This window comes from Brevibacillus nitrificans (assembly GCF_003710965.1).
GTDB lineage: Bacteria > Bacillota > Bacilli > Brevibacillales > Brevibacillaceae > Brevibacillus > Brevibacillus centrosporus.
The window spans coordinates 1-24222 of record NZ_RHHU01000022.1; the positions used below are offsets into that span (position 1 = coordinate 1).

General features: G+C 48.5%; 41 protein-coding genes and 1 rRNA gene. 2 read left to right on the forward strand and 40 right to left on the reverse strand.

Annotated features, from left to right (window positions below):
- The 3 genes from EDM59_RS28435 to EDM59_RS28445 form a co-directional block, all read right to left on the reverse strand.
- A 16S ribosomal RNA gene (locus tag EDM59_RS28435) occupies window positions 1-327 on the reverse strand; the annotation flags it as partial.
- A gap of 192 nt (window positions 328-519) precedes the next feature.
- Window positions 520-753, reverse strand: coding sequence for a hypothetical protein (locus tag EDM59_RS28440; RefSeq protein WP_092277074.1), 234 nt, complete (start codon window positions 751-753; stop codon window positions 520-522).
- A 124-nt stretch (window positions 754-877) separates the two neighbouring features.
- A complete protein-coding gene (locus tag EDM59_RS28445; protein ID WP_122926739.1) occupies window positions 878-1522 on the reverse strand; it encodes a stage II sporulation protein M in 645 nt (214 codons plus the stop codon).
- A gap of 127 nt (window positions 1523-1649) precedes the next feature.
- Here EDM59_RS28445 and pdaB point away from each other — a divergent pair, with 127 nt between their 5' ends.
- Window positions 1650-2414 (forward strand): polysaccharide deacetylase family sporulation protein PdaB, encoded by a 765-nt coding sequence (pdaB, locus tag EDM59_RS28450; protein WP_122926740.1) that lies wholly within the window; start codon window positions 1650-1652, stop codon window positions 2412-2414.
- Window positions 2415-2454: 40 nt separating this feature from the next.
- Here the strand turns inward: pdaB and EDM59_RS28455 are convergent, their stop codons facing one another.
- Entirely contained in the window at window positions 2455-3042 is a 588-nt protein-coding gene (locus tag EDM59_RS28455; protein WP_122926741.1) for a KinB-signaling pathway activation protein, read from the reverse strand.
- A gap of 125 nt (window positions 3043-3167) precedes the next feature.
- Here EDM59_RS28455 and gerD point away from each other — a divergent pair, with 125 nt between their 5' ends.
- Window positions 3168-3803: a spore germination lipoprotein GerD gene (gene gerD, locus EDM59_RS28460; protein ID WP_092277061.1), complete on the forward strand. Its 636-nt coding sequence runs from the start codon at window positions 3168-3170 to the stop codon at window positions 3801-3803.
- A 64-nt stretch (window positions 3804-3867) separates the two neighbouring features.
- On the opposite strand, the gene EDM59_RS28465 is transcribed toward gerD, so the two are convergent.
- The 36 genes from EDM59_RS28465 to rplD form a co-directional block, all read right to left on the reverse strand.
- Window positions 3868-4980 carry a P-loop NTPase gene (locus EDM59_RS28465; protein ID WP_122926742.1) on the reverse strand — a complete coding sequence of 371 codons (1113 nt, stop codon included), beginning with the start codon at window positions 4978-4980 and terminating at the stop codon, window positions 3868-3870.
- Between the two features lie 97 nt (window positions 4981-5077).
- Window positions 5078-5800 carry an N-acetylmuramoyl-L-alanine amidase CwlD gene (gene cwlD / locus EDM59_RS28470; RefSeq protein WP_281274599.1) on the reverse strand — a complete coding sequence of 241 codons (723 nt, stop codon included), beginning with the start codon at window positions 5798-5800 and terminating at the stop codon, window positions 5078-5080.
- 131 nt (window positions 5801-5931) lie between these two features.
- A complete protein-coding gene (rpsI, locus tag EDM59_RS28475) occupies window positions 5932-6324 on the reverse strand; it encodes a 30S ribosomal protein S9 (protein WP_005828788.1) in 393 nt (130 codons plus the stop codon).
- 20 nt (window positions 6325-6344) lie between these two features.
- Window positions 6345-6782, reverse strand: a complete 438-nt coding sequence (rplM, locus tag EDM59_RS28480) for a 50S ribosomal protein L13 (RefSeq protein WP_092277054.1) — start codon at window positions 6780-6782, stop codon at window positions 6345-6347.
- A 252-nt stretch (window positions 6783-7034) separates the two neighbouring features.
- Entirely contained in the window at window positions 7035-7769 is a 735-nt protein-coding gene (gene truA, locus EDM59_RS28485; RefSeq protein ID WP_122926743.1) for a tRNA pseudouridine(38-40) synthase TruA, read from the reverse strand.
- The gene (locus EDM59_RS28490; RefSeq protein ID WP_122926744.1) at window positions 7766-8563 is read right to left on the reverse strand and encodes an energy-coupling factor transporter transmembrane component T family protein; all 798 of its coding nucleotides are present in this window, start codon (window positions 8561-8563) and stop codon (window positions 7766-7768) included. The genes truA and EDM59_RS28490 overlap by 4 nt, the downstream gene beginning before the upstream one ends.
- A gap of 2 nt (window positions 8564-8565) precedes the next feature.
- A complete protein-coding gene (locus EDM59_RS28495) occupies window positions 8566-9438 on the reverse strand; it encodes an energy-coupling factor transporter ATPase (RefSeq protein ID WP_122926745.1) in 873 nt (290 codons plus the stop codon).
- Window positions 9414-10265, reverse strand: a complete 852-nt coding sequence (locus EDM59_RS28500; RefSeq protein ID WP_122926746.1) for an energy-coupling factor transporter ATPase — start codon at window positions 10263-10265, stop codon at window positions 9414-9416. The genes EDM59_RS28495 and EDM59_RS28500 overlap by 25 nt, the downstream gene beginning before the upstream one ends.
- Before the next feature lie 180 nt (window positions 10266-10445).
- Window positions 10446-10805, reverse strand: coding sequence for a 50S ribosomal protein L17 (gene rplQ / locus EDM59_RS28505; RefSeq protein ID WP_122926747.1), 360 nt, complete (start codon window positions 10803-10805; stop codon window positions 10446-10448).
- A 58-nt stretch (window positions 10806-10863) separates the two neighbouring features.
- Entirely contained in the window at window positions 10864-11808 is a 945-nt protein-coding gene (locus EDM59_RS28510) for a DNA-directed RNA polymerase subunit alpha (protein WP_049742248.1), read from the reverse strand.
- A 156-nt stretch (window positions 11809-11964) separates the two neighbouring features.
- Entirely contained in the window at window positions 11965-12366 is a 402-nt protein-coding gene (gene rpsK, locus EDM59_RS28515) for a 30S ribosomal protein S11 (RefSeq protein WP_092277038.1), read from the reverse strand.
- A gap of 16 nt (window positions 12367-12382) precedes the next feature.
- Complete coding sequence (gene rpsM / locus EDM59_RS28520; protein ID WP_092277034.1) at window positions 12383-12751, reverse strand: 30S ribosomal protein S13; 369 nt, start codon at window positions 12749-12751, stop codon at window positions 12383-12385.
- A gap of 21 nt (window positions 12752-12772) precedes the next feature.
- Complete coding sequence (rpmJ, locus tag EDM59_RS28525) at window positions 12773-12886, reverse strand: 50S ribosomal protein L36 (protein ID WP_003333770.1); 114 nt, start codon at window positions 12884-12886, stop codon at window positions 12773-12775.
- A gap of 34 nt (window positions 12887-12920) precedes the next feature.
- Window positions 12921-13139 (reverse strand): translation initiation factor IF-1, encoded by a 219-nt coding sequence (gene infA / locus EDM59_RS28530; RefSeq protein ID WP_023558720.1) that lies wholly within the window; start codon window positions 13137-13139, stop codon window positions 12921-12923.
- Between the two features lie 116 nt (window positions 13140-13255).
- On the reverse strand, window positions 13256-14002 hold the full coding sequence (gene map, locus EDM59_RS28535; protein WP_092277030.1) for a type I methionyl aminopeptidase: 747 nt from the start codon (window positions 14000-14002) through the stop codon (window positions 13256-13258).
- A gap of 6 nt (window positions 14003-14008) precedes the next feature.
- Complete coding sequence (locus tag EDM59_RS28540) at window positions 14009-14653, reverse strand: adenylate kinase (protein WP_122926748.1); 645 nt, start codon at window positions 14651-14653, stop codon at window positions 14009-14011.
- A 61-nt stretch (window positions 14654-14714) separates the two neighbouring features.
- Window positions 14715-16010, reverse strand: a complete 1296-nt coding sequence (gene secY / locus EDM59_RS28545) for a preprotein translocase subunit SecY (RefSeq protein ID WP_092277024.1) — start codon at window positions 16008-16010, stop codon at window positions 14715-14717.
- The gene (rplO, locus tag EDM59_RS28550) at window positions 16010-16450 is read right to left on the reverse strand and encodes a 50S ribosomal protein L15 (protein ID WP_007716272.1); all 441 of its coding nucleotides are present in this window, start codon (window positions 16448-16450) and stop codon (window positions 16010-16012) included. The genes secY and rplO overlap by 1 nt, the downstream gene beginning before the upstream one ends.
- A gap of 32 nt (window positions 16451-16482) precedes the next feature.
- Complete coding sequence (rpmD, locus tag EDM59_RS28555; RefSeq protein WP_092277020.1) at window positions 16483-16662, reverse strand: 50S ribosomal protein L30; 180 nt, start codon at window positions 16660-16662, stop codon at window positions 16483-16485.
- Window positions 16663-16679: 17 nt separating this feature from the next.
- Complete coding sequence (gene rpsE / locus EDM59_RS28560; protein WP_055746222.1) at window positions 16680-17177, reverse strand: 30S ribosomal protein S5; 498 nt, start codon at window positions 17175-17177, stop codon at window positions 16680-16682.
- An 18-nt stretch (window positions 17178-17195) separates the two neighbouring features.
- Window positions 17196-17558 carry a 50S ribosomal protein L18 gene (gene rplR / locus EDM59_RS28565; protein ID WP_047074697.1) on the reverse strand — a complete coding sequence of 121 codons (363 nt, stop codon included), beginning with the start codon at window positions 17556-17558 and terminating at the stop codon, window positions 17196-17198.
- A 32-nt stretch (window positions 17559-17590) separates the two neighbouring features.
- Entirely contained in the window at window positions 17591-18127 is a 537-nt protein-coding gene (rplF, locus tag EDM59_RS28570; protein WP_092277017.1) for a 50S ribosomal protein L6, read from the reverse strand.
- A 38-nt stretch (window positions 18128-18165) separates the two neighbouring features.
- Window positions 18166-18564 carry a 30S ribosomal protein S8 gene (rpsH, locus tag EDM59_RS28575; RefSeq protein WP_092277014.1) on the reverse strand — a complete coding sequence of 133 codons (399 nt, stop codon included), beginning with the start codon at window positions 18562-18564 and terminating at the stop codon, window positions 18166-18168.
- A 27-nt stretch (window positions 18565-18591) separates the two neighbouring features.
- Window positions 18592-18777, reverse strand: a complete 186-nt coding sequence (locus tag EDM59_RS28580) for a type Z 30S ribosomal protein S14 (RefSeq protein WP_007716256.1) — start codon at window positions 18775-18777, stop codon at window positions 18592-18594.
- 24 nt (window positions 18778-18801) lie between these two features.
- Window positions 18802-19344 (reverse strand): 50S ribosomal protein L5, encoded by a 543-nt coding sequence (gene rplE, locus EDM59_RS28585; protein ID WP_092277011.1) that lies wholly within the window; start codon window positions 19342-19344, stop codon window positions 18802-18804.
- 27 nt (window positions 19345-19371) lie between these two features.
- Entirely contained in the window at window positions 19372-19686 is a 315-nt protein-coding gene (rplX, locus tag EDM59_RS28590; protein WP_092277008.1) for a 50S ribosomal protein L24, read from the reverse strand.
- 49 nt (window positions 19687-19735) lie between these two features.
- Window positions 19736-20104 (reverse strand): 50S ribosomal protein L14, encoded by a 369-nt coding sequence (gene rplN / locus EDM59_RS28595; protein ID WP_092277005.1) that lies wholly within the window; start codon window positions 20102-20104, stop codon window positions 19736-19738.
- A 41-nt stretch (window positions 20105-20145) separates the two neighbouring features.
- On the reverse strand, window positions 20146-20412 hold the full coding sequence (gene rpsQ / locus EDM59_RS28600; RefSeq protein ID WP_092277002.1) for a 30S ribosomal protein S17: 267 nt from the start codon (window positions 20410-20412) through the stop codon (window positions 20146-20148).
- 22 nt (window positions 20413-20434) lie between these two features.
- On the reverse strand, window positions 20435-20632 hold the full coding sequence (gene rpmC / locus EDM59_RS28605) for a 50S ribosomal protein L29 (RefSeq protein WP_092276999.1): 198 nt from the start codon (window positions 20630-20632) through the stop codon (window positions 20435-20437).
- Entirely contained in the window at window positions 20622-21056 is a 435-nt protein-coding gene (gene rplP / locus EDM59_RS28610) for a 50S ribosomal protein L16 (protein WP_007787078.1), read from the reverse strand. The genes rpmC and rplP overlap by 11 nt, the downstream gene beginning before the upstream one ends.
- Window positions 21057-21058: 2 nt before the next feature.
- Window positions 21059-21721 (reverse strand): 30S ribosomal protein S3, encoded by a 663-nt coding sequence (gene rpsC, locus EDM59_RS28615; RefSeq protein ID WP_005828842.1) that lies wholly within the window; start codon window positions 21719-21721, stop codon window positions 21059-21061.
- Window positions 21722-21734: 13 nt separating this feature from the next.
- Entirely contained in the window at window positions 21735-22067 is a 333-nt protein-coding gene (rplV, locus tag EDM59_RS28620; RefSeq protein ID WP_092276996.1) for a 50S ribosomal protein L22, read from the reverse strand.
- Window positions 22068-22096: 29 nt separating this feature from the next.
- Window positions 22097-22378, reverse strand: a complete 282-nt coding sequence (gene rpsS, locus EDM59_RS28625) for a 30S ribosomal protein S19 (RefSeq protein WP_092276993.1) — start codon at window positions 22376-22378, stop codon at window positions 22097-22099.
- Between the two features lie 49 nt (window positions 22379-22427).
- The gene (rplB, locus tag EDM59_RS28630) at window positions 22428-23258 is read right to left on the reverse strand and encodes a 50S ribosomal protein L2 (protein WP_092276990.1); all 831 of its coding nucleotides are present in this window, start codon (window positions 23256-23258) and stop codon (window positions 22428-22430) included.
- Between the two features lie 32 nt (window positions 23259-23290).
- A complete protein-coding gene (rplW, locus tag EDM59_RS28635; RefSeq protein ID WP_007716243.1) occupies window positions 23291-23581 on the reverse strand; it encodes a 50S ribosomal protein L23 in 291 nt (96 codons plus the stop codon).
- Window positions 23581-24204, reverse strand: a complete 624-nt coding sequence (rplD, locus tag EDM59_RS28640) for a 50S ribosomal protein L4 (protein WP_092276987.1) — start codon at window positions 24202-24204, stop codon at window positions 23581-23583. The genes rplW and rplD overlap by 1 nt, the downstream gene beginning before the upstream one ends.
- Between the last annotated feature and the right edge of the window lie 18 nt (window positions 24205-24222).

A 24222-nucleotide genomic window follows, 5' to 3' on the forward strand; every position in this document is an offset into this window, starting at 1 on the left:
CCGTGTCTCAGTCCCAGTGTGGCCGGTCACCCTCTCAGGTCGGCTACGCATCGTCGCCTTGGTAGGCCATTACCCCACCAACTAGCTAATGCGCCGCAGGCCCATCTCCCAGTGACAGCTTAAAGCCGCCTTTTCTTTTCGGATCATGCGACCCAAAAACCTATCCGGTATTAGCATAAGTTTCCCTATGTTATCCCAGTCTGAGAGGCAGGTTGCCTACGTGTTACTCACCCGTCCGCCGCTAGCCTCCGAAGAGACTCGCTCGACTTGCATGTATTAGGCACGCCGCCAGCGTTCGTCCTGAGCCAGGATCAAACTCTCCAATAAAGTTTGTATCTGGTTCAAAGCTGGCAAATCATTTCATGATAGACTCATCAACGCTTTCGCTGTTCAGTTTTCAAAGAGCATCCGTTAATTTTCATGACCTCAAGCTCACCGTTTGTGTTACGTCGTCTTAAGGACAAGAACTAATCTATCATGTTCGCCATATTAGAGTCAATAGGTTTTTTAAAAAAGATTTCAAGTAAAATTCTCGTCGCCTATTTTTCTGCGTCGGACATACTTCGAAAGCTCATTGGGAGAGGCAATTCTAGCGTACATACGAAACATAATAGAGTACCGTTCCTCCATCGCACGCTTAACCAAATAGTCGATCCGTTTATCGCTAAAGTCGAGCAGCATCTCTTCTAATTCCCGCTTTAGCAGGTACTCCAATTCCTGTACTTCTTTCGTGTTAAACAAAAACCCTAGCAATGAAATCGACCTCCGCCTTACGAGTCTCCCCACTATCCTTTCCATCAGAATTCACCGCTATTCAAAAATAAAAGCCCTCCGTTTAGGAAGGCTTCAATATGCGAGTCTTTTCTTGCATCTCTTACTAATTCAGCAAGTTGATCTTCATCTTTCCCCCAAGCAGTTCCTGAATGATATACGGTGTAATCGCGCTTTCGACAATAGCTGCGATTAGGAGCAACCCGATAACAGCCAGCACGGCAACTGGAAATTGCTTGAGTGTATCATACCAATCATTTTTCAATCTTTCTCCTTTATGCGGCTGGATGAGTACGCCTACAGAGCGAAAACTCAGTACACCCAAGCGAATACCAAACCCCGCTGCAAAAAGGACCGCTGGCAATTCAAAAATGCCATGAGGCAAAATCCCCGCTCCAAGCATTAACCACGGGCTTACTCCCTGTGCTTTGGCCAGGATAAATCCGAGCAAAATCCCGTTCGACAGCAATCCAATTATGGGAAAGAATGCAAAGAACAATCCCAAAGCCATCATCATCAAGGAGCTGACCACATTATTGGAAAAGATCATCCAGAAGGTAGCAAGCACACCTCCGCCACTTTCTCTTATTCTTTCCACAATTTCCTTCAGCTGGTCCATGAGCTGGTTCACCATTGACTCCACGGCAGAGGCTTGCAAAAATCCAATCAGTCCACCACCAATAAACAGCAAACATGCGGCTAGGAAGAACCCTCTATTGTCAATCCACAACCGCCGCAATTGATTTTTCATGAGCCACGCTCCTTTTACAGCCTGGTAATTCCACTATATGCATTGTACCTCAACTATAGCCAACAGGCCAAAGAATATCCTTGTCTCACATGCATAAACTGTTATTGGACAAAGGAGGTGCTTATCCATGAGATGGATCTACGTGGTGAGTGCACAACGCTTGAAACAAGTTCTCATCATCACTGCCGCTATTTTGATGGCAGCAGGAATTGGCTATGCAGAACAAGATACGATCTCTGCCTTCGCTGGAGGAAGCCAAGCGCCACAGGCTATTTACAAGGTCGATACCAAAGAGAAAAAGATTGCCTTAACTTTCGACATCAGCTGGGGTGAATCCCGCACCGTCCCCATCCTGGATATTTTAAAGGCAAAAAACGTGACCAAATCAACCATCTTTTTATCCTCTCCATGGAGTCAGCGCCACCCGGAAATCGTCAAACGCATTAAAGAGGATGGATTCGAGATTGGCTCCCATGGCCACAAGCATGACAATTACAGTAAATATACCGATGAAGAAATCCGCTCCCAGATCGGAAAGGCCGATACCATTCTGACCGAAATGACTGGGAAAAAACCCAATCTGATACGGATGCCAAACGGTGATTTTGACAAGCGAGTCCTGCAAATTGCCGGTGATATGGACTACACGGTCATTCAATGGGATACAGATTCAAAAGACTGGACCAACCCAGGTACAGAGAACATCATCAACAATGTATTGTCAAAAGCCCATCCCGGTGACATCATTCTCATGCATGCAAGCGATTCCTGTAAAGAAACGCATCTCGCTCTTCCCGTTATCATCGATAAGCTGCGTCAGCAAGGATATGAATTTGTCACCGTATCTGAGCTGATTGCGGGGACCGATATGAAGAGCAAGGAAGTCAACTAACCATCAGGGAGAATCCACAAAAAAAGCTGACCGCATAGGGTCAGCTTTCTCTTTTTACCAGACGATGCAATTGCATGACTTGCCAGACGTTGCAAAATAATAATGGAACCAGCATGGACAAGGTGGAGTGCACATCCGTTTCTTTAAGGGCCGGAATCCACTCCAGTGATGTCACGACAAACATAAAGAACAAGGTGGGAATCCAAGCAGTTCGGTTCGTCAAATTGGATTTGCCGTAAGCCGTCACCACCGAGACGACTAATAAGAGAATCGGCTCAATAAAAAAAGGCCCGATCGATCCGCCTTCCCCTAAAGACGTATAACGCAGGTAGATCATATCAAAAAAGACAAAGACAACAAGGAAGATCTGCACGCTTTTCCACAATGTCGGCGTTTTGAAAATAGTTTTTGCAAAGTAATTAATCGTCATATACGCGAAAAAACCCATTTGGGCCACAATGCTGATCGTCATTCCATACAATATGTACATTAGAGTGCCTACCAGAAAGTTGCCGACCGTGCTTTCCGTTAATTTGCTCCAATCAAAAATAAAGGCAACAAGTGCACCACCCAATCCGCCAAGCAGCAGAGTAGTGAAAAAGAGCCAACCATACTTACGCAAACTCACCAGACATTCCCTCCCATCCACATCGACTATGATTGTACCAATGCATGCAAGAAAATACTAGCGTAAGAACAAAACAAAATGCACACGTTATCTATAGGCAGAGCAAAGAAGGAGGTGTCCACCCCATGAGAAAAAAGTCGATGACCTTTTGGCTGCTGGCACTTGTCTGTTTGGTTATGACCGGATGCTCAAGCGGCGGACAAGCGCAAGGCTCGTCTCAGCCTGACTATAAGAGCGTAAAAGACATGGTGCTGGACATTTTACAGACGGACGAAGCAAAGAAATCGATGGAAAAAATGATGAAAGATGATAAGTTCAAGCAGAATATCATGCTGGACGAATCTACAGTACGGACCACCTTGATCCAAAGCATGACCAATCCAAACAGCACCCACATTAAAGAAGCCTTCAAAGATCCGCAATTCGCCAGTACCCTCGCCAAGTCGATGAAAACGGAACAAAAGAATCTCATGAAGGATCTGATGAAGGACCCGGAATACCAAAAAGAGCTGATCACCGTCATGAAGGATCCGGAATTCGAGAAGAACCTGATGGACTTAATGAAAAGCTCGGCATATCGTCAGCAAACGATGCAGATCATGAAGGAATCCTTGCAAAGCCCGTTGTTTCAGGCAGAAATGCTGAAGCTGATGACGAAGGCACAAGAGGATTTAACGAAACCAAAAGAGCTGAAGCCGAAAAAAGGCGGTAAGAAGGACAGCGGCGGTGGCGAAAGCAGCGACGAAGGCAAATCAAGCTAACCCTCGGTAATCGAAACAAAAAAGGTGAGCTCTTTTCCAGGGAGCCCACCTTTTTGCTTCTTCGTTATTGTTTCGCGGCGCTTTCGCATTTTTCTGCGACACGTCTCGCCATATCCATGTAGATCTGACCAATATTGGATTGTTCACGGTAGATAGATGGCGTGTAGTCCGGTTCAGATGGATGGTTATCCGGCTGTCCCAGCGGTATTTGCGCCAACAGTTCACTCGCCAATGTTTCCGCCAGCTTCGCACCGCCACCACGGCCAAAGACGTATTCCTTGGAGCCGTCTTTGGCTTCGTACCACGCCATGTTTTCCACGATTCCCAGAATCTCATGTCCCGTACGCTTCGCCATAGCCCCTGCACGGGCCGCAACAAACGCAGCCGTCGCGTGAGGAGTGGTTACTACAATCTCCATGCTCTGAGGAATCATCGTATGAACGTCCAGCGCCATATCCCCGGTTCCAGGAGGCAAGTCCAAAAGCAGGTAATCCAGCTCTTCGCCCCAGTGAACTTCGGAAAAGAAGTTGCGGAGCATTTTACCCAGCATCGGACCACGCCAGATGATCGGCGAGTTGTCCTCTACAAAAAAGCCCATGGACATCACTTTTACATTCATTTTTTCAACAGGCAAAATCGTTTCGCCGATAACGGTCGGGCGTTGATCGATGTTCATCATGTCAGGAACACTGAAGCCATAAATGTCCGCATCAATAATACCGACTTTTTTGCCCATACGAGCCAATGCGACAGCCAGGTTAACGGTAACAGTGGACTTCCCAACGCCACCTTTTCCGGATGTGACCGCAATAAAGGTCGTATTCGAATTTTTGTCCAGGATCGGATTGAGCAGCGGTGCTTGTCCGGGCGTCATATTGTGAGTCTGTCCAGCTCCACCCCCACGCAGCTGTGCGCTGAGAGCAGCACGTTCGTCATCTGTCATCGATCCAAATTGCAGGCGGACATCCTCTGCACCCAGCTCGCGGAGAGCCGCGATAACATCGTCTTCAATCTTTGCCTTCAGCGGACAGCCCGATATGGTCAAAACGACTGTCAGACTAACAGTACTTCCTTCTATACGGATGTCGCGAATCATATTCAGTTCGACCAGACTGCGGTTGATTTCCGGATCCTTTACGTCGCGCAGTGCTTCGAGAACTTGTTCTTTGGTCAACATCTTGGTTCACCTCATCTATTGTCTTTTCCATGACCCCTGTAGCTTTCATGTTTGCGCGTCCATTATAGCATATTCAGTCCTGAGGGACACGCGGGCGTCAGCTCTCCGGTGTAACCGAGACTTTTTCACCGGAATATTGCCGTAAAATCCCTTGATAAATGGCATTGGCCATTGCCTTCTGGTAATCAACCGATTGAAGCTGCTTTGCTTCTTGCGTATTGCTGACAAACCCTACCTCCACCAGTACTGCCGGACAAGCTACCTCCCGGATCAGAAAAACGTTGTTCGTCAACTTTGGTACCCGATCCGTATTCCCGATAACGCGCTTGATCTCGTCCTGGATCAGATAAGACATCTCTGCGCTCTTTTTAAAGCCAGGCGAGTAAAAGGTTTGGGCACCCGACCATTTGGGGGAGGGAATCGAATTGACGTGAATACTAATCAGAAAATCCGGTGTGTTTTCATTGACGAGCTTGACCCGGTTGCGAATATCCTCTGATTTGCGTTTTCGGTTTGCATCTGCTTCTGGTGACGCCAAATCTTTGTCTTCTTCCCTCGTCATGATGACATAGGCACCTGATTGCTGGAGAAAATCACGCAAGTACATACTGATGGCAAGCGTAACGTCTTTTTCTACAACTTCTCCTGTAGCCGACGTGGCGCCCCCATCCTTTCCCCCATGGCCGGCATCGATGGCAATCACTGTCCCCGCAAGAGGAAGCGACCAAGCTGTCCAGGAGGAGCGATCCGGTGCCTCATAAGTGAACAACACCACCAGCAGCGCGAAAGCCAAAATCCAGCCTATCCCTTTTCGTGTCACTGTGTACCGTCCCCTTTGTCCCATTCTCGTATCCATCATATGGACAAAGGTGGACAAATATGACCATCTAAACCAAAAGGAAAAACCCCCTGCCTGCGAACAGACAAGGGGTTGTATCTGGAAAGCAACCATTAGCGCTTGGAGAATTGAGGTGCGCGACGAGCTGCTTTCAAGCCGTATTTTTTACGCTCTTTCATACGAGGGTCGCGAGTCAGGAAGCCAGCGCGTTTCAGAGCGCCGCGCAGTTCTGGATCTGCTTTCAGCAGAGCGCGAGCCACACCGTGACGGATTGCACCAGCTTGACCAGTGGTTCCGCCGCCGTTTACGTTAACCAGAACATCGTAACGACCAAGAGTTTCAGTCAGAACGAGTGGTTGTTTTACGATCAATTTCAATGTTTCCAAACCAAAGTAAGTGTCCATTTCACGCTTGTTGATCACAATGCGACCTTCACCTGGAACCAGGCGAACGCGTGCTACGGAGTGCTTACGACGACCTGTACCGTAGTATTGTACTTGTGCCACGTATATTTCCTCCCTTTACCTTAACCGCGGATTTGCCAAGCTTCTGGTTTTTGTGCTGCATGTGGGTGCTCAGTTCCAGCGTATACTTTCAGCTTGGTGAACATTTGACGTCCCAGGCTGTTTTTAGGCAGCATACCTTTTACAGCCAATTCGAACAGACGATCTGGTCGCTTGTTCAGCATGTCGCCAGCAGTGGTCTTTTTCAAACCACCTGGATACAGGGAGTGAGTGTAGTAGATTTTGTCTTGCAGTTTTTTACCTGTCAGTTTTACTTTGTCAGCGTTGATTACGATTACGAAATCGCCAGCATCAACGTGAGGAGTAAATTCAGGTTTCAGTTTGCCGCGCAGGATCGAAGCTACTTCGCTAGCCAGACGGCCAAGCGTTTGACCTTCTGCGTCAACGATGTACCATTTGCGCTCAACTTCGAGCGGTTTCGCCATATATGTGGTACGCATGTTTGTCCCTCCTAAATATCTTACCTTACACAATTCACATTTACTTATAACCAATTCAATCAAAACTTGCAAATGGAAGTTATTGCTACGTAACGGGTGAGCAACACTTCCAGGTGTTTCATCACGAACTTGTCTTTCAACACCGGGGCTAGAGTGGGGCTAGCGGGGTTAAAATACCAAGGATTATCGTACTACATGTGAAGGGTCAGAGTCAAGTGCCTGCACTTGCTCTATTAACTGGAAATTGAGAACCTAATAGACGACTTCCCACATCGTCAGACCTTTGGCAGGAGCTGTCTTTCCAGCCCTCTCCCGGTCACACGCGGCGAGAATGTCCATTAGCTCATCGGCCTGACGTTTGCCTTGTCCGACTTCCACCAATGTCCCTACAATGATCCTGACCATGTTGTACAAAAAGCCGTTTCCCCGACACGTCACCCAGACTTCGTCCCCCGTGCGCTCGACAGTCAGACCATAAACCGTACGGACCTTGTCCTCTACGTAGGTTTTTGCCGAGCAAAAAGACGTAAAGTCGTGTTCACCTACCAGATGGCGCGCAGCTCTTTGCATCGCCTCTACATCCAGAGGAAAGCGAATATGATCCGCATATCGATGCCGAAACACATCGGCTACGGGACGGTTGTCGATGCAATAGCGGTATTCCTTTACCTGTACATCAAAACGCGCGTGAAAGGTCGGTTCTACCTCTTCCACGGAACGTATGACGATCGCATCCGGCAATTGATTGTTCAGCACAAACCCCCATTTTTCCAGAGGGATATGACTAGCCGTGTCAAAATGAATGACCTGGCCTCGCGCATGAACGCCCGCATCGGTACGTCCCGACCCAGATATCTGGATCTCTTCGCCCGTAATACGCTGCAGAGCTGCCTCAATCTCTCCTTGTACCGTCACCTGATCAGGCTGTACCTGAAAACCGCTGAAATCGGTACCGTCATAAGCTACGACACATTTTAGCCGTCTCAAGAACGCCACCACCCTATCACAAACAACAGCACAATACCCGCGGCAGCCACGCAGCTATCCCGCCAGGAAAATGCCAGCTTGTTCAGCCTTGTCCTCCCGACGCCTCCTCGATATCCACGCGCCTCCATCGCCAAAGCGAGCTCCTCGGCACGACGAAACGCGCTGATAAACAGCGGAATCGCGATGGGAATGAGATTCTTCGCACGGCGTAGAAGGCTGCCACTGCTAAAGTTGGCTCCTCTTGCTGTCTGCGCTTTGATGATCTTGTCCGTCTCTTCCATGAGCGTTGGGATAAAACGGAGCGCGATAGACATCATCAGCGCAATCTCGTGGACCGGTACGCCGATTCGCCCAAAGGGTCCCAAGAGTCGCTCCAAGCCTTCCGTCAAATCAATAGGCGACGTCGTCAACGTCAAAAAGGAACTGATCAAAATGAGAAGTCCTAATCGCAAGGAAATAAAGATAGCTTGACGCACTCCCTCTTCCTCAATCGTGAAGCTTCCCCATTGATAATAAACGGTTCCACCTTTTGTTATGAAAATATGAAGGACAACGGTAAACAGAATCAAGATCCAGACCGGCTTCAAGCTTTTCAAAATATAAGAGAGCGAAAGTCTGGACAGCAAGGCCGTGATCAGGGTAAACACGATAAGGACCGCATAGGTGAACGCATTGTTCGCCAAAAATACCAACGTAGCAAAAAGGATGATAAAGAGCAGCTTGCTTCGCGGGTCCGCGCGGTGAAGAAAGGACTGTCCTGGTACGTACTGACCGATCGCAATGTTCTGTAGCATGCCTAACGCTCCTTTGGCACGGACAGCCGTTTCAGCAGATGGTCAATCAGCTCTTCTTCCCGATAAAGGGAGTGCGGCAAATGCTCGTTGTCCGGCAACGATTGATTCATCCGGGAAACCAATGCGACAGTTTCCGGTACATCAAGAGACAGCTGTTTCAACAAATCTACCTGCTCAAACACTTCGCGAGGTGTTCCCTGCAGAGCGACCTTTCCGTCAGCCATCACGAGCAAGTAATCCGCATAGCTTGCTGCCTCCTCCATGCTGTGTGTAACCAGCAAGGTCGTCAGCCCCTGTTCGCGATGAATGCGGTAGATCCCTTCCAGAATCGCTTTGCGACCGGCAGGATCAAGCCCAGCCGTCGGTTCATCCAAAACCAGCACCTTTGGCTGCATTGCCAGCACACCAGCAATCGCCACACGTCTCATTTGTCCGCCGCTCAATTGAAAGGGCGAACGATCCTTGATCGTTTCGTAATCAAGCCCGACCACTTCGAGTGACTCCCGTGTCCGTGATTCAACCATTTCCACGGGTAAGTCAAAATTCAGTGGTCCAAACGAGACGTCTTTCGCTACCGTCTCTTCAAACAGTTGATGCTCAGGATACTGGAAAACCAAACCGATATCCCGACGTCTCGCATGCGGCATACGCTTAGAAGAAGTAATTTCCACATCCCCCAGCTGTATACGGCCTGAAGACGGGGAAAGCAGCCCGTTCAAATGCTGGATCAAGGTGGATTTACCGGAGCCAGTTTGCCCAATAATGCCTACAAAGGAACCTGAAGGAATCGTCAAGGAAATCTCCTGCAAGGCAAGTCGTTCAAACGGCGTTCCTTTGCCGTAGATATGGCTTACTTTGTCAAAAGTAATCTGCATACGTGCTCCACCAGCTCCTCTTGGTGCAGTACAAACGGTAGTTCGATTCCTTTCGTGGCAAGCGCATGGCGTACCCGAACAGCAAACGGTACATCCAGCCCTACGGATTGGAGCCGTTCTACCTGGCTGAATACGTCATGTGGCGAACCTTCCAGCAGGACTTCTCCTGCATTCATGACCGTCACATGATCAGAAAAGACGGCTTCTTCCGGAAAATGCGTAATGTTGATGATCGTGATGCCTTCTTCTCGATTCAAACGTCTGGCCAAGTCCATGACTTCCTGTCGCCCCTGTGGATCAAGCATCGCAGTCGCCTCATCCAAAATGATGAGAGATGGCCTCATCGCCATGATTCCTGCAATAGCCACGCGCTGCTTTTGTCCGCCTGATAAACGGTGCGGCTGCGCCATCAAGTACTTTTCCATCCCAACCGAGTGAAGTGCTTCATCAATCCGCTTACGCATCTCCCCGGGATCCACTCCCATGTTCTCCAGGCCAAATGCCACGTCATCCTCGACCGTGGCTCCGACAATCTGATTGTCCGGATTTTGAAAGACCATTCCTACATGCCTGCGGATCTCCCAGAGCATTTCTTCGTTCTTCGTATCGAAACCACTGACGATGATGGTGCCCTTCTCTGGCAAAAGCAACGCATTCATAAGCTTTGCCAACGTAGATTTCCCAGACCCGTTGTGCCCCAGTACAGAGACAAACGAGCCTTTCTCGATCGTCAGGTCCACGCTTTTGAGTACAGGTATTCGCTGTCCTTCTTCGCCATCATACGAAAAAGAAACATCTCGAAATGCCAGCAAGCTTTCCTCTTTCATGAGGCGTTCACATCCTCCCCAGCCTTCACAGGGAATCCGCTTTTCTCTCCATAAAGGAAAAAAGGGTTGAATCAGAGTCCAGCCTATGACCAGATCTGCCCCCACCCTTTTCGCGGTAGTCTCCAAGAAAGGGGAACGAGTCCCAAGTTCTTGGTATAACGACCAGATTGTATGGATCTATTAAACGAATTCGATGTAAGCCATCGGTGCAGCATCGCCACGACGAGGGCCGGCTTTCAGGATACGAGTGTATCCGCCGTTACGCTCTTTAAAGCGAGGAGCGATTTCATCGAACAGTTTTTGAACTGCATCGCGGCCTTCTTCGTTCGCTACTTCGTTACGAACGAAAGCAGCTACTTGACGACGAGCGTGCAGATCGCCACGTTTCGCGAGCGTGATCATTTTCTCAGCGATTGGGCGCAGTTCTTTCGCCTTCATCTCTGTAGTTACGATGCGCTCGTTGATGATCAGGTCAGTTACCAAGTCGCGGAACAGCGCTTTACGTGCATCGCTACGACGACCCAATTTACGTTGTGCCATGTTCTTACCTCCCTCTTACTCGAGAGAACAGAGCGTGCTTACGGGTATTCTACTGGCTCTAGTCGTCGCTGCGGAGGGACAGGCCCAACTCAGCCAACTTTTCTTGAACTTCTTCCAGAGATTTGCGTCCCAGGTTGCGCACTTTCATCATGTCCTCTTCGGTCTTCTGCGTCAGCTCTTGCACGGTGTTGATACCGGCACGCTTCAAGCAGTTGTAGGAACGAACAGAAAGATCGAGCTCTTCGATAGTCATCTCGAGCACTTTCTCTTTCTTGTCTTCTTCCTTTTCTACCATGATTTCAGCATCTTTCGCCTCGTCGGTCAGACCGACAAACAGGTTCAGGTGTTCCGTCATGATTTTGGCGCCGAGGCTAACGGCCTCTTCCGGACTGATGCTGCCGTTTGCCCAAACCTCAAGGGTTAACTTGTCATAGTTGGTCATTTGCCCTACACGGGTATTTTCCACTTGATAGTTAACGCGCTTGATCGGCGTGTAGATCGAATCAATCGGAATCACACCAATTGGGAGATCCTCCGATTTATTTCCATCTGATTGAACATAACCACGACCACGTCCAGCTGTCATGCGGATATGCAGACGACCGCCATTCGCCAACGTTGCAATATGAAGATCAGGGTTTAAGACCTCCACATCACTGTCAGCACGGATATCTCCCGCTTTGACAACGCCTTCGCCTTCTGCATCGATCTCGATTACTTTTTCTTCATCGGAATGGATCTTCAGCGCCAAGCCTTTGATGTTCAGGATGATCTCGGTTACATCTTCAACGACGCCTTCCACCGTAGAGAACTCGTGAAGAACCCCATCGATTTGCACGGTACGAACTGCCGCGCCTGGCAAGGACGAAAGTAAGATTCGTCTCAGCGAGTTGCCAAGGGTAGTTCCATATCCACGCTCAAGAGGTTCTACAACAAATTTTCCATACGAGTTATCGTCGCTAACTTCCACAACCTCGATTTTTGGTTTTTCTATTTCTATCATTAAACAAACCCTCCTTCAAAACGTCGAAATCCTTGGGTGGGCCGCATACGTGCCCACTCAGGAATTTCCCCGGCGGTTTACCGTTTGCGTGCATGACAAGCTATAAATCAGAATTTACCATTCTAGTATGGACATGTTCTGAACGATATAAACCAGTTACACGCGGCGACGTTTTGGTGGACGGCAACCGTTGTGCGGAATTGGCGTCACATCTTTAATCATGTTCACTTCAAGACCAGTAGCTTGCAGGGAACGGATCGCAGCTTCACGACCAGCACCTGGGCCTTTTACTGATACTTCAAGAGAACGCATGCCGTGTTCCATCGCAACACGAGCAGCCGCTTCAGCAGCCATTTGCGCAGCAAATGGAGTGCTTTTGCGGGAACCCTTGAAACCGAGGGAACCAGCACTGGACCAAGAGATCGCGTTTCCGTGTGGATCAGTGATCGTCACAATCGTGTTGTTGAATGTAGAACGGATGTGTGCTACGCCGACTTCAACATTCTTACGGTCACGACGACGGGTACGAGCAGCTGTAGCCTGTTTTCTTTTCGCCATGTCAGATTACCCTCCTTTACTTCTTCTTGTTAGCTACGGTACGGCGTGGACCTTTGCGCGTACGAGCATTTGTTTTAGTACGTTGACCGCGAACTGGAAGTCCACGACGATGACGAATACCGCGGAAGCAGCCGATTTCCATCAGACGCTTGATGTTCAGGGAAATCTCACGACGGAGATCGCCTTCCACCTTGACGGTTTTGTCAATGTACTCACGAAGTTTAGCAACTTCGTCTTCTGTCAGATCACGAACGCGAGTGTTCACATCTACGCCAGTGGCGGACAGAATTTTTTGAGACGTGGGGCGGCCAATACCAAAGATGTAGGTAAGAGCGACTTCAACGCGTTTTTCGCGTGGCAAGTCAACGCCTGCAATACGTGCCATGTGTAAAAAGCACCTCCTTGTTTACCCTTGTTTTTGCTTATGCTTAGGATTTTCACAAATAACCATTACGTTACCTTTACGACGGATAACCTTGCATTTCTCGCAGATCGGTTTAACCGAAGGTCTCACTTTCATGGTTCTTGCCTCCCTTTTCTAGGGGTTTTACTAACTATTTATAGCGGTACGTAATACGTCCGCGGGTTAAGTCGTACGGCGACAGTTCAACAGTTACTTTATCCCCAGGCAGGATACGGATAAAGTGCATGCGGATTTTTCCGGAGACGTGAGCAAGGATCTTGTGTCCATTCTCTAATTCTACCCGAAACATAGCATTCGGCAAAGGCTCGATTACCGTTCCTTCCACCTCAATTACATCATCTTTTGCCATGGTAAACTCTCCTTTCTTCTGCTCTTCAGTCAGACCATGAGTTTTGCGAAATGATCACACAACGAACTTATCGTCGACACGTTGGACGACAATCCCCATTTTGAGGATTCCATCGTTTACAGACGTGTAAAAATCTCATGACCATCTTCCGTTATCGCGATGGTGTGTTCAAAATGAGCACATGTTTTCCGATCCACTGTTACTACCGTCCAATTGTCCTCCAATGTGCGGACATAACGTTCGCCGGCATTTACCATTGGCTCAATCGCCAACACCATGCCTGGTTTCAAACGGGGACCTCGATCGGGAGGCCCGTAGTTAGGAACCTGCGGATCTTCGTGCAAGTTTTGCCCAATCCCATGCCCCACATACTCGCGAACGAGTGTGAAGCCGGCAGCTTCTGCATGAATCTGAATGGCATGGGAGATATCAGACAATCGCGCTCCTGGTACAGCTTTTTCAAGCCCCTTGAACAACGACTCTTCTGTCACTCGCAGCAGATTCTGATTTTCAACAGAAACTGTCCCAACCGGATACGTCCAAGCGGAGTCTCCATGGAACCCTTCAAACTGGGCCCCGATGTCCAAACTAATGATGTCTCCCTCTTGCAGCATCCGCTTTCCTGGGATCCCGTGTACGAGTTCTTCATTGACTGAAGCACAGATACTTCCTGGAAAGCCACCGTAGCCTTTAAATGATGGAATTGCTCCCATGCTACGGATAAACGTCTCGGCAATTTCGTCAAGTTGCTTTGTCGTAACACCAGGCTTGATCGCCTTGGCCAGTTCTTGATGGGTGAGTGCGACAATGCGACCTGCTTCGCGCATAACCTCAAGTTCTGATTTCGACTTCAGGATAATCATTCGCAATTACCCTCTTAGCAGAGACTTAATTTCCGCAAACACTACCTGGATATCTTGCTCTCCATTAATATCTCGCAGGAGCTCCTGAGCGGAGTAATAATCGATCAGTGGTTGTGTTTGAGCGATGTTGACATCAAGTCGTTGTGCTACCACTTCCGGCTTGTCGTCTTCACGCTGATACAGTTTACCACCATCTTTATCACATACACCAGCCTCTTTTGGAGGGTTGAACATCGTATGATAGCTAGCTCCACATACTGGGCAGATCCAGCGACCGGTCAGACGTTCAATCAGCAATCCCCGGCGAACATTGATATTAATGACGTGATCAATTTCGCGTCCCAGCTCCTTAACAGTCGCTGTCAACGCTTCTGCCTGTGGAACGGTGCGAGGGAATCCATCCAAGAGAAACCCTTTTTCGCAGTCGTCCATCGACAGACGTTCCCGCACGATCCCGATAACCACTTCATCTGGAACGAGCAAGCCTTTATCCATGTAGGACTTCGCTTCAAGCCCAAGTGATGTCTCATTTTTGACTGCTGCGCGGAACATATCACCAGTCGAAATGTGCGGGATGTTAAACTCTTCAACGATTCGTTCTGCCTGTGTACCTTTACCGGCTCCAGGCAGTCCCATCAGAATTATATTCACGTCCATTCCCTCCGTCCCATAAAGAAAAGCTTACAGAGGCTTTTCTGTAAAAACCCAGGTATTACTTGATGAACCCTTGGTAGTGACGCTTGATCATCTGGCTTTCGATCTGTTTCATCGTATCCAGGGCAACCCCGATTACGATCAAGAGCGAAGTACCACCGATATAAATCGACTGCGGCAGATTTGCCAGCTTGCTGAAGAAGAACGGCAAGATGGAAATCAGCATCAGGAAGAGAGCGCCCGCCAATGTTAAGCGGTTCAATGTACGAGTAATGTACACCTCAGTGTTTTTACCAGGTCGAATACCAGGAATGTAACCGCCATTTTTCCTCATGTTCTCTGCCATTTGCACAGGATTCATCTGTACAAAGGTATAGAAATAAGTAAACCCGATAATCAAGATGGCGTACAAAGCCATTCCAAGCGGTGCACTAACTTGGAAGTTTTGATAAATCCAGTTGGCAATACCTGTTCCGGATTGGTCAACCCAGAACTGAGCGATTGTCGAAGGGAAAATTACAAGCGAGATGGAGAAGATAACAGGAATAACACCAGCCGAGTTGACTTTCAGTGGAATGTGGGTGGATTGACCACCGTACATTTTCCGTCCAACCACGCGTTTGGCATATTGCACTGGAATCTTACGCACACCTTGCTGTATAAAGATAACCCCGACAATAATAGCGAGGATCACCAGCAAGATAATCACAACTTTGACGATGCTGAAGAAAATGTTCTGGGATGGATCAGCGAACTGAGTCGAGTAGATCGTTTCGATTCCATTTGGAATGTTCGCGATGATACCGGATACGATCAGGATCGAAATCCCGTTACCGATACCTTTCTCGGTAATCTGTTCACCCATCCACATCAAGAACGCGGTACCTGCTGTCAGTGTCAATGCAATGAGTGCGTAGCTGCCAACGGATGTATCGCTGAGCAAGCCAGGCGCCATATTATTGAATCCAATTGTCATCCCGACGGATTGAATCGCACCGAGGACAATTGTACTGTAGCGGGTAACCGTAGCGATCTTGCGTCGACCAACCTCACCTTCACGTGCCCATTGCGTAAGCTTTGGAACAACGTCCATCGATAACAGCTGCATGATAATCGACGCCGTAATATACGGCATGATACCCATAGCAAAAATCGAGAAGTTTTTCAGAGCTCCACCAGAAAAGGTGTTCAACAATCCAAGCAAGTGGTTTGTGTTCTGCTGAAACAACTCGACGTTTACGTTAGGAACTGGTACAAAGCTTCCGATCCGGAATACTACCAACATCATGAGCGTAAACAGGATTTTACGACGCAGGTCGCTAATCTTAAAAATGTTAGTTAAGGACGCTAACATTAGATCACCTCGGTTGTTCCACCGACTTGTGCGATCTTCTCAGCAGCAGCTCCGGAGAACTTGTGAGCTTTTACAGTCAGCTTCACTGTCAGTTCGCCGTTAGCAAGAACCTTAACACCGTCGCGCAGCGCACTGATAACACCGGTTTCTTTCAGAAGCTCAGGTGTTACTACAGTACCCTCTTCAAAACGGTTCAGCGCGTCCAGGCTAACAATCGCGAATTCTTTACGGCTAATGTTAGTGAAACCGCGCTTAGGCAGACGACGGTACAATGGGTTTTGACCACCCTCGAAACCTGGGCGTACGCCGCCACCGGAACGAGCGTTTTGACCTTTGTGACCTTTACCAGCAGTTTTGCCAGTACCGCTACCGATACCGCGACCGATGCGCTTACGAGTGTGACGGGATCCTTCTGCAGGTTGCAGTTCATGCAATTTCATACGTTGCACCTCCTAACTCTTGAGATGTTCAATTATACTTCTTTCACGTCAACCAAGTGCTTCACTTTGAAAACCATTCCACGGATAGCGGCGTTGTCTTCCTTCACTACAGTGGAGTTGATTTTACGAAGACCCAGTGCTTTTACAGTTTCCTGTTGTCCTACTGGACGTCCGATCAGGCTACGTGTGAGGGTGATTTGCAATTTTGCCATGTTCATTCCCTCCCTTATTAACCCAACAACTCGTCAACAGTCTTACCGCGCAATTTCGCGACATCTTCCGCTGTTTTCAGACGGCCCAGGCCCTCCAGCGTAGCGTTGACCATGTTGATAGGATTGTTGGAACCAAGAGACTTACTCAAAACGTCACCTACACCAGCCAGTTCAAGAACGGCACGGATAGGTCCACCTGCGATTACACCAGTACCGGCGGAAGCAGGTTTGATGAGAACTTTACCAGCACCAAATTGGCACAGTACTTCGTGCGGAACAGTCGTTCCTCTCATTGGTACACGGATCAGTTTTTTCTTAGCGTCGTCAATCGCTTTGCGAATAGCGTCTGGAACCTCTTGAGCTTTACCCATACCAGCACCTACATGGCCGTTACGGTCACCCACAACAACCAGGGCGCTAAAGCTCATACGACGTCCACCCTTAACCGTTTTAGCTACACGGTTAACAGCGACTACTTTTTCTTCGAGCTCTAATTTGCTAGGGTCGATACGCATTCCTTACCCTCCTTGTTGTTAGAATTGCAGACCAGCTTCGCGAGCTGCTTCTGCCAGTGCTTTAATACGTCCATGATAGATGTAACCGCCGCGGTCAAAAATCACTTCAGTTGCACCTTTTTCTTGTGCACGCTTAGCGATCAGTGTACCAACAGCTGTAGCAGCTTCCACGTTAGCGCCATTTTTCAGGCCCAGCTCTTTATCCAGAGAGGATGCAGATACCAGAGTTACTCCAGTTGCATCGTCGATCAGTTGAGCGTAGATGTGCTTAGAAGAACGGAACACGTTCAGACGCGGGCGAATGGTAGAACCAATCACGCGTTTGCGGATGCGCAGGTGACGTTTTTTCCGAGCTTTGTTTTTATCAGCTTTCGTAAACATTAAGCGGCCTCCTTTCTCATGAAGCTAGAAGCTTATTTACCTTTTTTACCTTCTTTACGACGAACCACTTCATCACTGTACTTGATACCTTTGCCTTTGTATGGCTCAGGTTTGCGCAGTGCACGGATTTCAGCGGCAACTTGACCTACGCGCTCTTTGTTGATCCCTTTAACCACCAGAGTGGTTTGGTTTGGCACGTCGATTTCAATACCAGCTTCAGGAGTTACCTCAACTGGATGGGAGAAACCGAGAGACAGTGTTACACCGGATCCGGATTTAGCTGCACGGTAACCTACACCGACCAGTTCCAGAGTGCGAGTGAAGCCTTCCGATACGCCTTTTACCATGTTGGCAACAAGCGCACGAGTCGTACCGTGAAGGGAACGATGCAATTTGTTGTCGCTAGGACGCTCAACAACTACTTCGTTCTCAGCGATGTTGATTTTGATATCTTCATGAAAGTTACGAACGAGTTGACCCTTAGGGCCCTTTACCGTCAGCTCAGTTCCGTTCAGAGTGAGGGTAACGCCTGCAGGTACCACGATCGGTTTTCTACCGACACGAGACATGTGGTGCACCTCCTGTGCTATTTATCAATTCTGTTGGATTACCAAATGTATGCGAGTACTTCTCCACCAACTGCTGCTTGACGAGCTTGCTTGTCCGTCATCACACCAGCGGATGTGGAGATGATTGCGCAACCGAGGCCACCCAAAACCTTTGGTACTTCATTGTTCTTTGCATAAACACGAAGACCTGGTTTGGAGATACGTTTCAGACCTGTGATTACGCGCTCGTTTTCAGCACCGTACTTCAGGAAAACGCGGATGATTCCTTGTTTGTTGTCCTCAACAAACTCCGCATCGCGGATGAATCCTTCTTCTTTCAGAATGCGCGCGATTTCCTTCTTGATGGTGGACGCCGGGATTTCCACTTTCTCGTGGCGAACCATGTTGGCGTTACGAATGCGTGTCAACATATCTGCGATTGGATCAGTCATAACCATGAGAGAAAACCTCCTTCCCGTTTCAAATTACCAGCTTGCTTTTTTCACGCCTGGAATTTGACCTTTATAAGCAAGTTCACGGAAGCAAATACGGCAGAGTTTGAATTTGCGCAATACGGAGTGAGGACGTCCGCAACGCTCGCAACGAGTGTACGCGCGTACTGCAAACTTCGGCTCCCGCTGTTGCTTGATGATCATTGATTTCTTTGCCACATTCTTCCCTCCTTACGAGTGGGTTTATTTACGGAATGGCATACCCATTTGAGTCAGCAGTTCACGTGCTTCCTCATCCGTTTTCGCGGAAGTGACAATTACGATGTCCATACCGCGTACCTTGTCAATTTTATCGTACTCGATCTCAGGGAAGATCAGTTGTTCCTTCAGACCAAGTGTGTAGTTACCACGGCCGTCAAATGCCTTGGAAGAGATTCCACGGAAGTCACGTACACGTGGAAGAGATACGTTCATCAGCTTGTCGAGGAAGTGGTACATACGCTCGCCGCGCAGAGTAACCTTCGCACCGATCGGCATACCTTCACGCAGTTTGAAACCAGCGATGGATTTCTTAGCGCGTGTTACTACAGGTTTTTGACCAGCAATGATCTGCAGGTCTTCTACCGCAGTATCCAAGGATTTAGCGTTAGCAACCGCTTCGCCTACACCCATGTTGATGATGATCTTTTCAACTTTCGGCACTTGCATGATGGAAGTATAAGCAAACTTGCTCATCAAGCCAGGCACGATTTCATTGGTATACTTTTCTTTCAGTCTTGTTGCCATCTAAGGACATCCTCCTTTCCAACCTGACTACTTGTCGAGTACTTCGCCAGACTTTTTCGCGTACCGAACTTTCTTACCGTTCTCCAATACTTTGTAACCGATGCGAGTAGCTTTTCCGGACTTCGGATCGATCAAAGATACATTGGAAACGTGAATCGCTGCTTCTTGAGTCACAATGCCACCTTGCGGGTTAGCTTGAGACGGACGGCTGTGTTTCTTAACGAGGTTGATACCTTCAACCAGAACGCGTTCTTTCTTCGGATAAGCAGCGAGAACGCGACCTTTTTTGCCTTTATCTTTACCCGCATTTACGATAACAGTGTCGCCTTTTTTAACGTGCATCGCTTGGTGCACCTCCTATCGAACAAACTGCCTGAGTTTTGCCGTTCAATTAGATAACCTCTGGAGCCAGAGAGATGATCTTCATGAAATCCTTGTCGCGGAGCTCACGAGCTACAGGTCCAAAGATACGAGTTCCACGTGGGGATCTGTCGTCTTTGATAACTACTGCTGCATTTTCATCGAAACGGATGTAAGAACCATCCTGACGACGAACGCCGCTTACTGTGCGTACTACAACCGCTTTAACTACTTGACCTTTCTTGACAACGCCGCCGGGTGTAGCGGATTTAACGGAGCACACGATAACATCGCCGATGTTCGCCGTTTTGCGACCGGAACCACCCAGAACCTTGATGCACATGAGTTCCTTTGCACCGGAGTTGTCAGCAACAGCCAATCTCGTCTGAGTTTGGATCATTTACTGTTCCTCCTTTCGGATTTGATATCCGAAAATCTGACTTATACGATTACTGCCTCTTCGACGATACGTACCAAACGGAAACGTTTGTCTTTGGACAATGGACGTGTTTCCATGATTTCTACGATGTCGCCCACTTTTGCCGTGTTGTTCTCGTCGTGAGCCTTGAACTTTTTGGAGTACTTCACGCGTTTGCCGTACAGCGGGTGAGTCTTGTAAGTTTCAACCAGAACAACGATGGTTTTATCCATCTTGTCGGAAACAACGCGACCAGTAACTGTTCGACGCATATTGCGTTCTGCGGTCATCGTTCAAACCTCCTTCCTTTAATTAGCCGATTCCCAATTCTCTCTGGCGCAGGATGGTTTTCGCACGTGCGATATCCTTACGCACTTGTTTAATGCGAGATGTGGTTTCGAGTTGACCCGTAGCCAGCTGGAAACGAAGGTTGAACAACTCTTCTTTCAAAGAAGCGACGTTTTGTTCGATCTCGGCAGTGGTCAAGTTACGGTACTCATTAGCCTTCATGTGCGTCACCACCCACTTCTTCACGCTTCACGAACTTGCACTTGATAGGCAGTTTGTGCATAGCCAGACGCATAGCTTCGCGAGCGACTTCTTCAGGAACGCCAGCAAGTTCAAACATGATCTTGCCTGGTTTCACTACCGCTACCCATTTCTCAGGAGAACCTTTACCGGAACCCATCCGTACTTCGAGCGGCTTTTGCGTAATTGGTTTGTCAGGGAAGATTTTAATCCAAACCTTACCACCACGTTTGATGTAACGAGTCATCGCAATACGAGCTGCCTCGATTTGACGGTTTGTTACCCAAGATGGTTCCAATGCTTGCAATCCGTATTCACCGAACGCAACAGTAGTACCGCCTTTAGCGTTACCAGCCATTTTTCCGCGGTGTTGTTTACGGTGTTTCACGCGTTTTGGCGTCAACATGATTACTTGCCTCCTTCCTCAGTAGCGACGTTCTTTCTCGCCGGAAGGACTTCTCCACGATAGATCCACACTTTTACACCGATACGACCATAAGTGGTATGTGCTTCAGCAGTACCGTAGTCGATGTCAGCACGCAGAGTGTGAAGAGGAACTGTACCTTCGCTGTAACCTTCAGAACGTGCGATATCAGCACCGCCAAGGCGACCGCTAACCAAGGTTTTGATACCTTTTGCACCAGCGCGCAGCGTACGAGTGATCGATTGCTTTTGCGCACGGCGGAAGGAAATGCGGTTTTCCAGTTGGCGTGCAATGTTTTCAGCTACCAGAGTAGCATCCAGATCCGGACGTTTTACTTCGTTGATGTTGATGTGTACACGCTTGCCAGTCAGATCAGTCAAGGATTTACGCAGAATTTCTACCTCTGCTCCACCTTTACCAATTACCATACCAGGCTTAGCGGTGTGAATCGTAACGTTCACGCGATTAGCTGCGCGCTCGATTTCGATTGTGGATACTGCAGCATCTTTCAGACGCCCTTTTACAAACTTGCGGATTTTCAAGTCTTCATGCAACAGTGTCGCAAAGTCCTTGTCAGCGTACCACTTGGACTCCCAGTCACGGATGACACCGATACGAAGACCGACCGGGCTTACCTTTTGACCCACACGTAATCCCTCCTTATTTCTCGTTTAGTACCACGGTGATGTGGCTCGTGCGTTTATGGATGCGGCTAGCGCGGCCCATAGCGCGCGGACGGAAACGCTTCAACGTAGGACCTTGGTCTACGAAGATTTTGCCCACTACGAGGTTGTTTGGATCCAGCTCATAGTTGTGCTCAGCGTTTGCAATAGCCGACTTCAGGAGCTTTTCAACAACTGGAGATGCTGCTTTTGGCGTGTGTTTCAGGATCGCCAAAGCTTCACCTACTTGCTTGCCTCTGATCAAGTCAACCACCAGGCGGACTTTACGAGACGCGATGCGAATATTCCGAGCAACTGCTTTTGCTTCCATCTTTGTACCTCCTCTCTGTCAAGAGAAAATTAGCGCTTCTTGGATTTCTTGTCGTTGTCGACGTGACCCTTGAAGGTACGAGTTGGTGCGAATTCACCCAATTTATGACCAACCATGTCTTCCGAAACATACACTGGTACATGTTTACGACCATCGTACACAGCAAAAGTATGTCCTACGAACTGAGGGAAGATGGTGGAACGACGGGACCAAGTTTTGATCACGCGCTTCTCGTTCTTTTCATTTTGCTCGTCAACTTTTTTCATCAAGTGGTCATCCACGAAAGGACCCTTTTTTAAGCTACGTCCCATTAGTGAACCTCCCTTCGCCAAAGGCGTTCGGTTATAGTATCAGCCTAGCTTACTTCTTGCGACGGCGGATAATGTATTGATCGGATTTGTTCTTCTTCTTGCGAGTCTTGAGACCCAGAGTTGGTTTACCCCAAGGAGTAACAGGTGCTTTACGTCCGATTGGAGCGCGGCCTTCACCACCACCGTGTGGGTGATCGTTAGGGTTCATTACGCTACCACGTACAGTTGGACGAATACCCAACCAACGGGAACGACCTGCTTTACCGATGTTAACCAGTTCGTGATCCAAGTTACCTACTTGACCGATGGTAGCGCGGCATACGTTATGGATGCGGCGAGTTTCACCGGAAGAAAGACGTACGATTACGAACTCACCATCACGACCGAGCAATTGAGCGGAAGTACCAGCTGCACGAACCAGTTGGCCACCTTTACCAGGTTTCAGCTCAATGTTGTGGATCGTAGTACCAACTGGAATTTTTTCCAGCGGCAATGCGTTACCGATTTTGATGTCGGCATCTGCACCGGATACGATCTCATCGCCCACTTTCAGGTTGTGAGGAGCGAGGATGTAACGTTTTTCACCGTCTGCATAGTTGATCAGCGCGATGTTAGCGGAACGGTTTGGATCGTACTCGATAGTAGCTACGCGACCTACGATGCCATCTTTGTTACGCTTGAAGTCGATAATACGGTATTTACGTTTGTGACCGCCACCTTGATGACGAACGGTAATTCTTCCTTGGTTGTTGCGGCCAGCTTTTTTGGAAAGAGGCGCGAGCAAGGATTTTTCGGGAGTTGAAGTAGTAATCTCCTCGAAAGTAGAAACCGTCATTTGGCGACGACCAGGAGAAGTCGGTTTAAACTTCTTGAGACCCATGTTAATACCCTCCTTTTCGGTAGTCGTCGAGGTTATACTCCCTCGTAGAAGGCCAATTCTTTGCTGTCATCAGTCAGCTTTACGATCGCTTTCTTCCACTCAGAGGTGTAACCGGAGTATTTTCCGTAGCGTTTTGGTTTCGCAGGAACACGAACGGTGTTAACTGCTTCTACTTTTACGCCAAATACTTTTTCAACAGCTTGCTTGATTTCTGTCTTGTTGGCTTTGAGAGGTACTTCGAATACGTACTTTTTCTCAGCCATCATGTCAGTGGTGCGCTCGGTAATGACAGGGCGTTTAAGAACATCATGAAGGCTCTTCATTATGCGAGCACCTCCTCTACTTTCGCAACCGCTTCTTTCGTCACGATTACTTTGTCATGCGCTACCAGATCCAGAACGTTAATGCCTGCAGCATCTACGATTTTTGCACCTGGGATGTTGCGGGAAGAGAGAGCAACGTTTTGATCATACTCGGAGGTAACGATCAGAACTTTGCGATCTACTTTCAGGCTGCTGAGTACAGCAGTCATTTCTTTGGTCTTAGGAGCTGCGAAATTCAGAGCTTCCAATACCAAGAGTTCATTGTTTTGAACTTTTGTGGACAGAGCGGATTTCAGAGCCAAACGACGAACTTTACGGTTCAGTTTGTAACCGTATTTGCGCGGAGTTGGACCGAATACAACACCGCCACCTTTCCATTGCGGAGAGCGAATGGAACCTTGGCGTGCGCGACCTGTACCTTTTTGGCGCCATGGCTTGCGGCCACCACCACGTACTTCAGAGCGGTTCTTTACATCATGAGTTCCTTGACGTTGGGATGCTTGCTGCATCACGATCGCATCGAACAGAACTGCGCTGTTAGGCTCGATACCAAACACGCTGTCTGCCAATTCGATTTCGCCAACTTGAGAACCGGATTGGTTATAAAGAGCTACTTTCGGCATGTCAGTTCCTCCTTTCCT

Excerpts from the sequence above, each read along its gene's own strand:
- rplX (WP_092277008.1), bottom strand. The coding sequence starts at position 19,686 with ATGCACGTTAAAAAAGGCGACACTGTTATCGTAAATGCGGGTAAAGAT.
- rplN (WP_092277005.1), bottom strand. The coding sequence starts at position 20,104 with ATGATCCAAACTCAGACGAGATTGGCTGTTGCTGACAACTCCGGTGCA.
- rpsS (WP_092276993.1), bottom strand. The coding sequence starts at position 22,378 with ATGGGACGTAGCTTAAAAAAGGGTCCTTTCGTGGATGACCACTTGATG.
- rplM (WP_092277054.1), bottom strand. The coding sequence starts at position 6,782 with ATGCGTACCACATATATGGCGAAACCGCTCGAAGTTGAGCGCAAATGG.
- rplO (WP_007716272.1), bottom strand. The coding sequence starts at position 16,450 with ATGAAATTGCATGAACTGCAACCTGCAGAAGGATCCCGTCACACTCGT.
- rplF (WP_092277017.1), bottom strand. The coding sequence starts at position 18,127 with ATGTCTCGTGTCGGTAGAAAACCGATCGTGGTACCTGCAGGCGTTACC.
- EDM59_RS28510 (WP_049742248.1), bottom strand. The coding sequence starts at position 11,808 with ATGATAGAAATAGAAAAACCAAAAATCGAGGTTGTGGAAGTTAGCGAC.
- infA (WP_023558720.1), bottom strand. The coding sequence starts at position 13,139 with ATGGCAAAAGATGATGTAATTGAGGTGGAAGGAACGGTAATCGAGCCT.
- rplV (WP_092276996.1), bottom strand. The coding sequence starts at position 22,067 with ATGGAAGCAAAAGCAGTTGCTCGGAATATTCGCATCGCGTCTCGTAAA.
- EDM59_RS28495 (WP_122926745.1), bottom strand. The coding sequence starts at position 9,438 with ATGCAGATTACTTTTGACAAAGTAAGCCATATCTACGGCAAAGGAACG.
- rplQ (WP_122926747.1), bottom strand. The coding sequence starts at position 10,805 with ATGGCACAACGTAAATTGGGTCGTCGTAGCGATGCACGTAAAGCGCTG.
- rpsH (WP_092277014.1), bottom strand. The coding sequence starts at position 18,564 with ATGGTTATGACTGATCCAATCGCAGATATGTTGACACGCATTCGTAAC.
- EDM59_RS28465 (WP_122926742.1), bottom strand. The coding sequence starts at position 4,980 with ATGTTGACCAAAGAACAAGTTCTCGAAGCACTGCGCGACGTAAAGGAT.
- rplP (WP_007787078.1), bottom strand. The coding sequence starts at position 21,056 with ATGTTGACGCCAAAACGCGTGAAACACCGTAAACAACACCGCGGAAAA.
- rpsQ (WP_092277002.1), bottom strand. The coding sequence starts at position 20,412 with ATGACCGCAGAACGCAATATGCGTCGAACAGTTACTGGTCGCGTTGTT.
- EDM59_RS28445 (WP_122926739.1), bottom strand. The coding sequence starts at position 1,522 with ATGAAAAATCAATTGCGGCGGTTGTGGATTGACAATAGAGGGTTCTTC.
- rplE (WP_092277011.1), bottom strand. The coding sequence starts at position 19,344 with ATGGCAACAAGACTGAAAGAAAAGTATACCAATGAAATCGTGCCTGGC.
- pdaB (WP_122926740.1), top strand. The coding sequence starts at position 1,650 with ATGAGATGGATCTACGTGGTGAGTGCACAACGCTTGAAACAAGTTCTC.
- secY (WP_092277024.1), bottom strand. The coding sequence starts at position 16,010 with ATGTTAGCGTCCTTAACTAACATTTTTAAGATTAGCGACCTGCGTCGT.
- EDM59_RS28500 (WP_122926746.1), bottom strand. The coding sequence starts at position 10,265 with ATGAAAGAGGAAAGCTTGCTGGCATTTCGAGATGTTTCTTTTTCGTAT.
- rpsM (WP_092277034.1), bottom strand. The coding sequence starts at position 12,751 with ATGGCACGTATTGCAGGCGTTGACTTGCCACGCGAAAAACGCGTTGAA.
- rplR (WP_047074697.1), bottom strand. The coding sequence starts at position 17,558 with ATGTTTACGAAAGCTGATAAAAACAAAGCTCGGAAAAAACGTCACCTG.
- rpsE (WP_055746222.1), bottom strand. The coding sequence starts at position 17,177 with ATGCGTATCGACCCTAGCAAATTAGAGCTCGAAGAAAAAGTAGTCGCT.
- rpsK (WP_092277038.1), bottom strand. The coding sequence starts at position 12,366 with ATGGCGAAAAGAAAACAGGCTACAGCTGCTCGTACCCGTCGTCGTGAC.
- rpmJ (WP_003333770.1), bottom strand. The coding sequence starts at position 12,886 with ATGAAAGTGAGACCTTCGGTTAAACCGATCTGCGAGAAATGCAAGGTT.
- rplD (WP_092276987.1), bottom strand. The coding sequence starts at position 24,204 with ATGCCGAAAGTAGCTCTTTATAACCAATCCGGTTCTCAAGTTGGCGAA.
- gerD (WP_092277061.1), top strand. The coding sequence starts at position 3,168 with ATGAGAAAAAAGTCGATGACCTTTTGGCTGCTGGCACTTGTCTGTTTG.
- rpmC (WP_092276999.1), bottom strand. The coding sequence starts at position 20,632 with ATGAAGGCTAATGAGTACCGTAACTTGACCACTGCCGAGATCGAACAA.
- rplW (WP_007716243.1), bottom strand. The coding sequence starts at position 23,581 with ATGAAGAGCCTTCATGATGTTCTTAAACGCCCTGTCATTACCGAGCGC.
- EDM59_RS28490 (WP_122926744.1), bottom strand. The coding sequence starts at position 8,563 with ATGCTACAGAACATTGCGATCGGTCAGTACGTACCAGGACAGTCCTTT.
- map (WP_092277030.1), bottom strand. The coding sequence starts at position 14,002 with ATGATTATCCTGAAGTCGAAATCAGAACTTGAGGTTATGCGCGAAGCA.
- rplB (WP_092276990.1), bottom strand. The coding sequence starts at position 23,258 with ATGGGTCTCAAGAAGTTTAAACCGACTTCTCCTGGTCGTCGCCAAATG.
- rpmD (WP_092277020.1), bottom strand. The coding sequence starts at position 16,662 with ATGGCAAAATTGCAAATCACCCTCACACGTAGCCTGATCGGACGTCCA.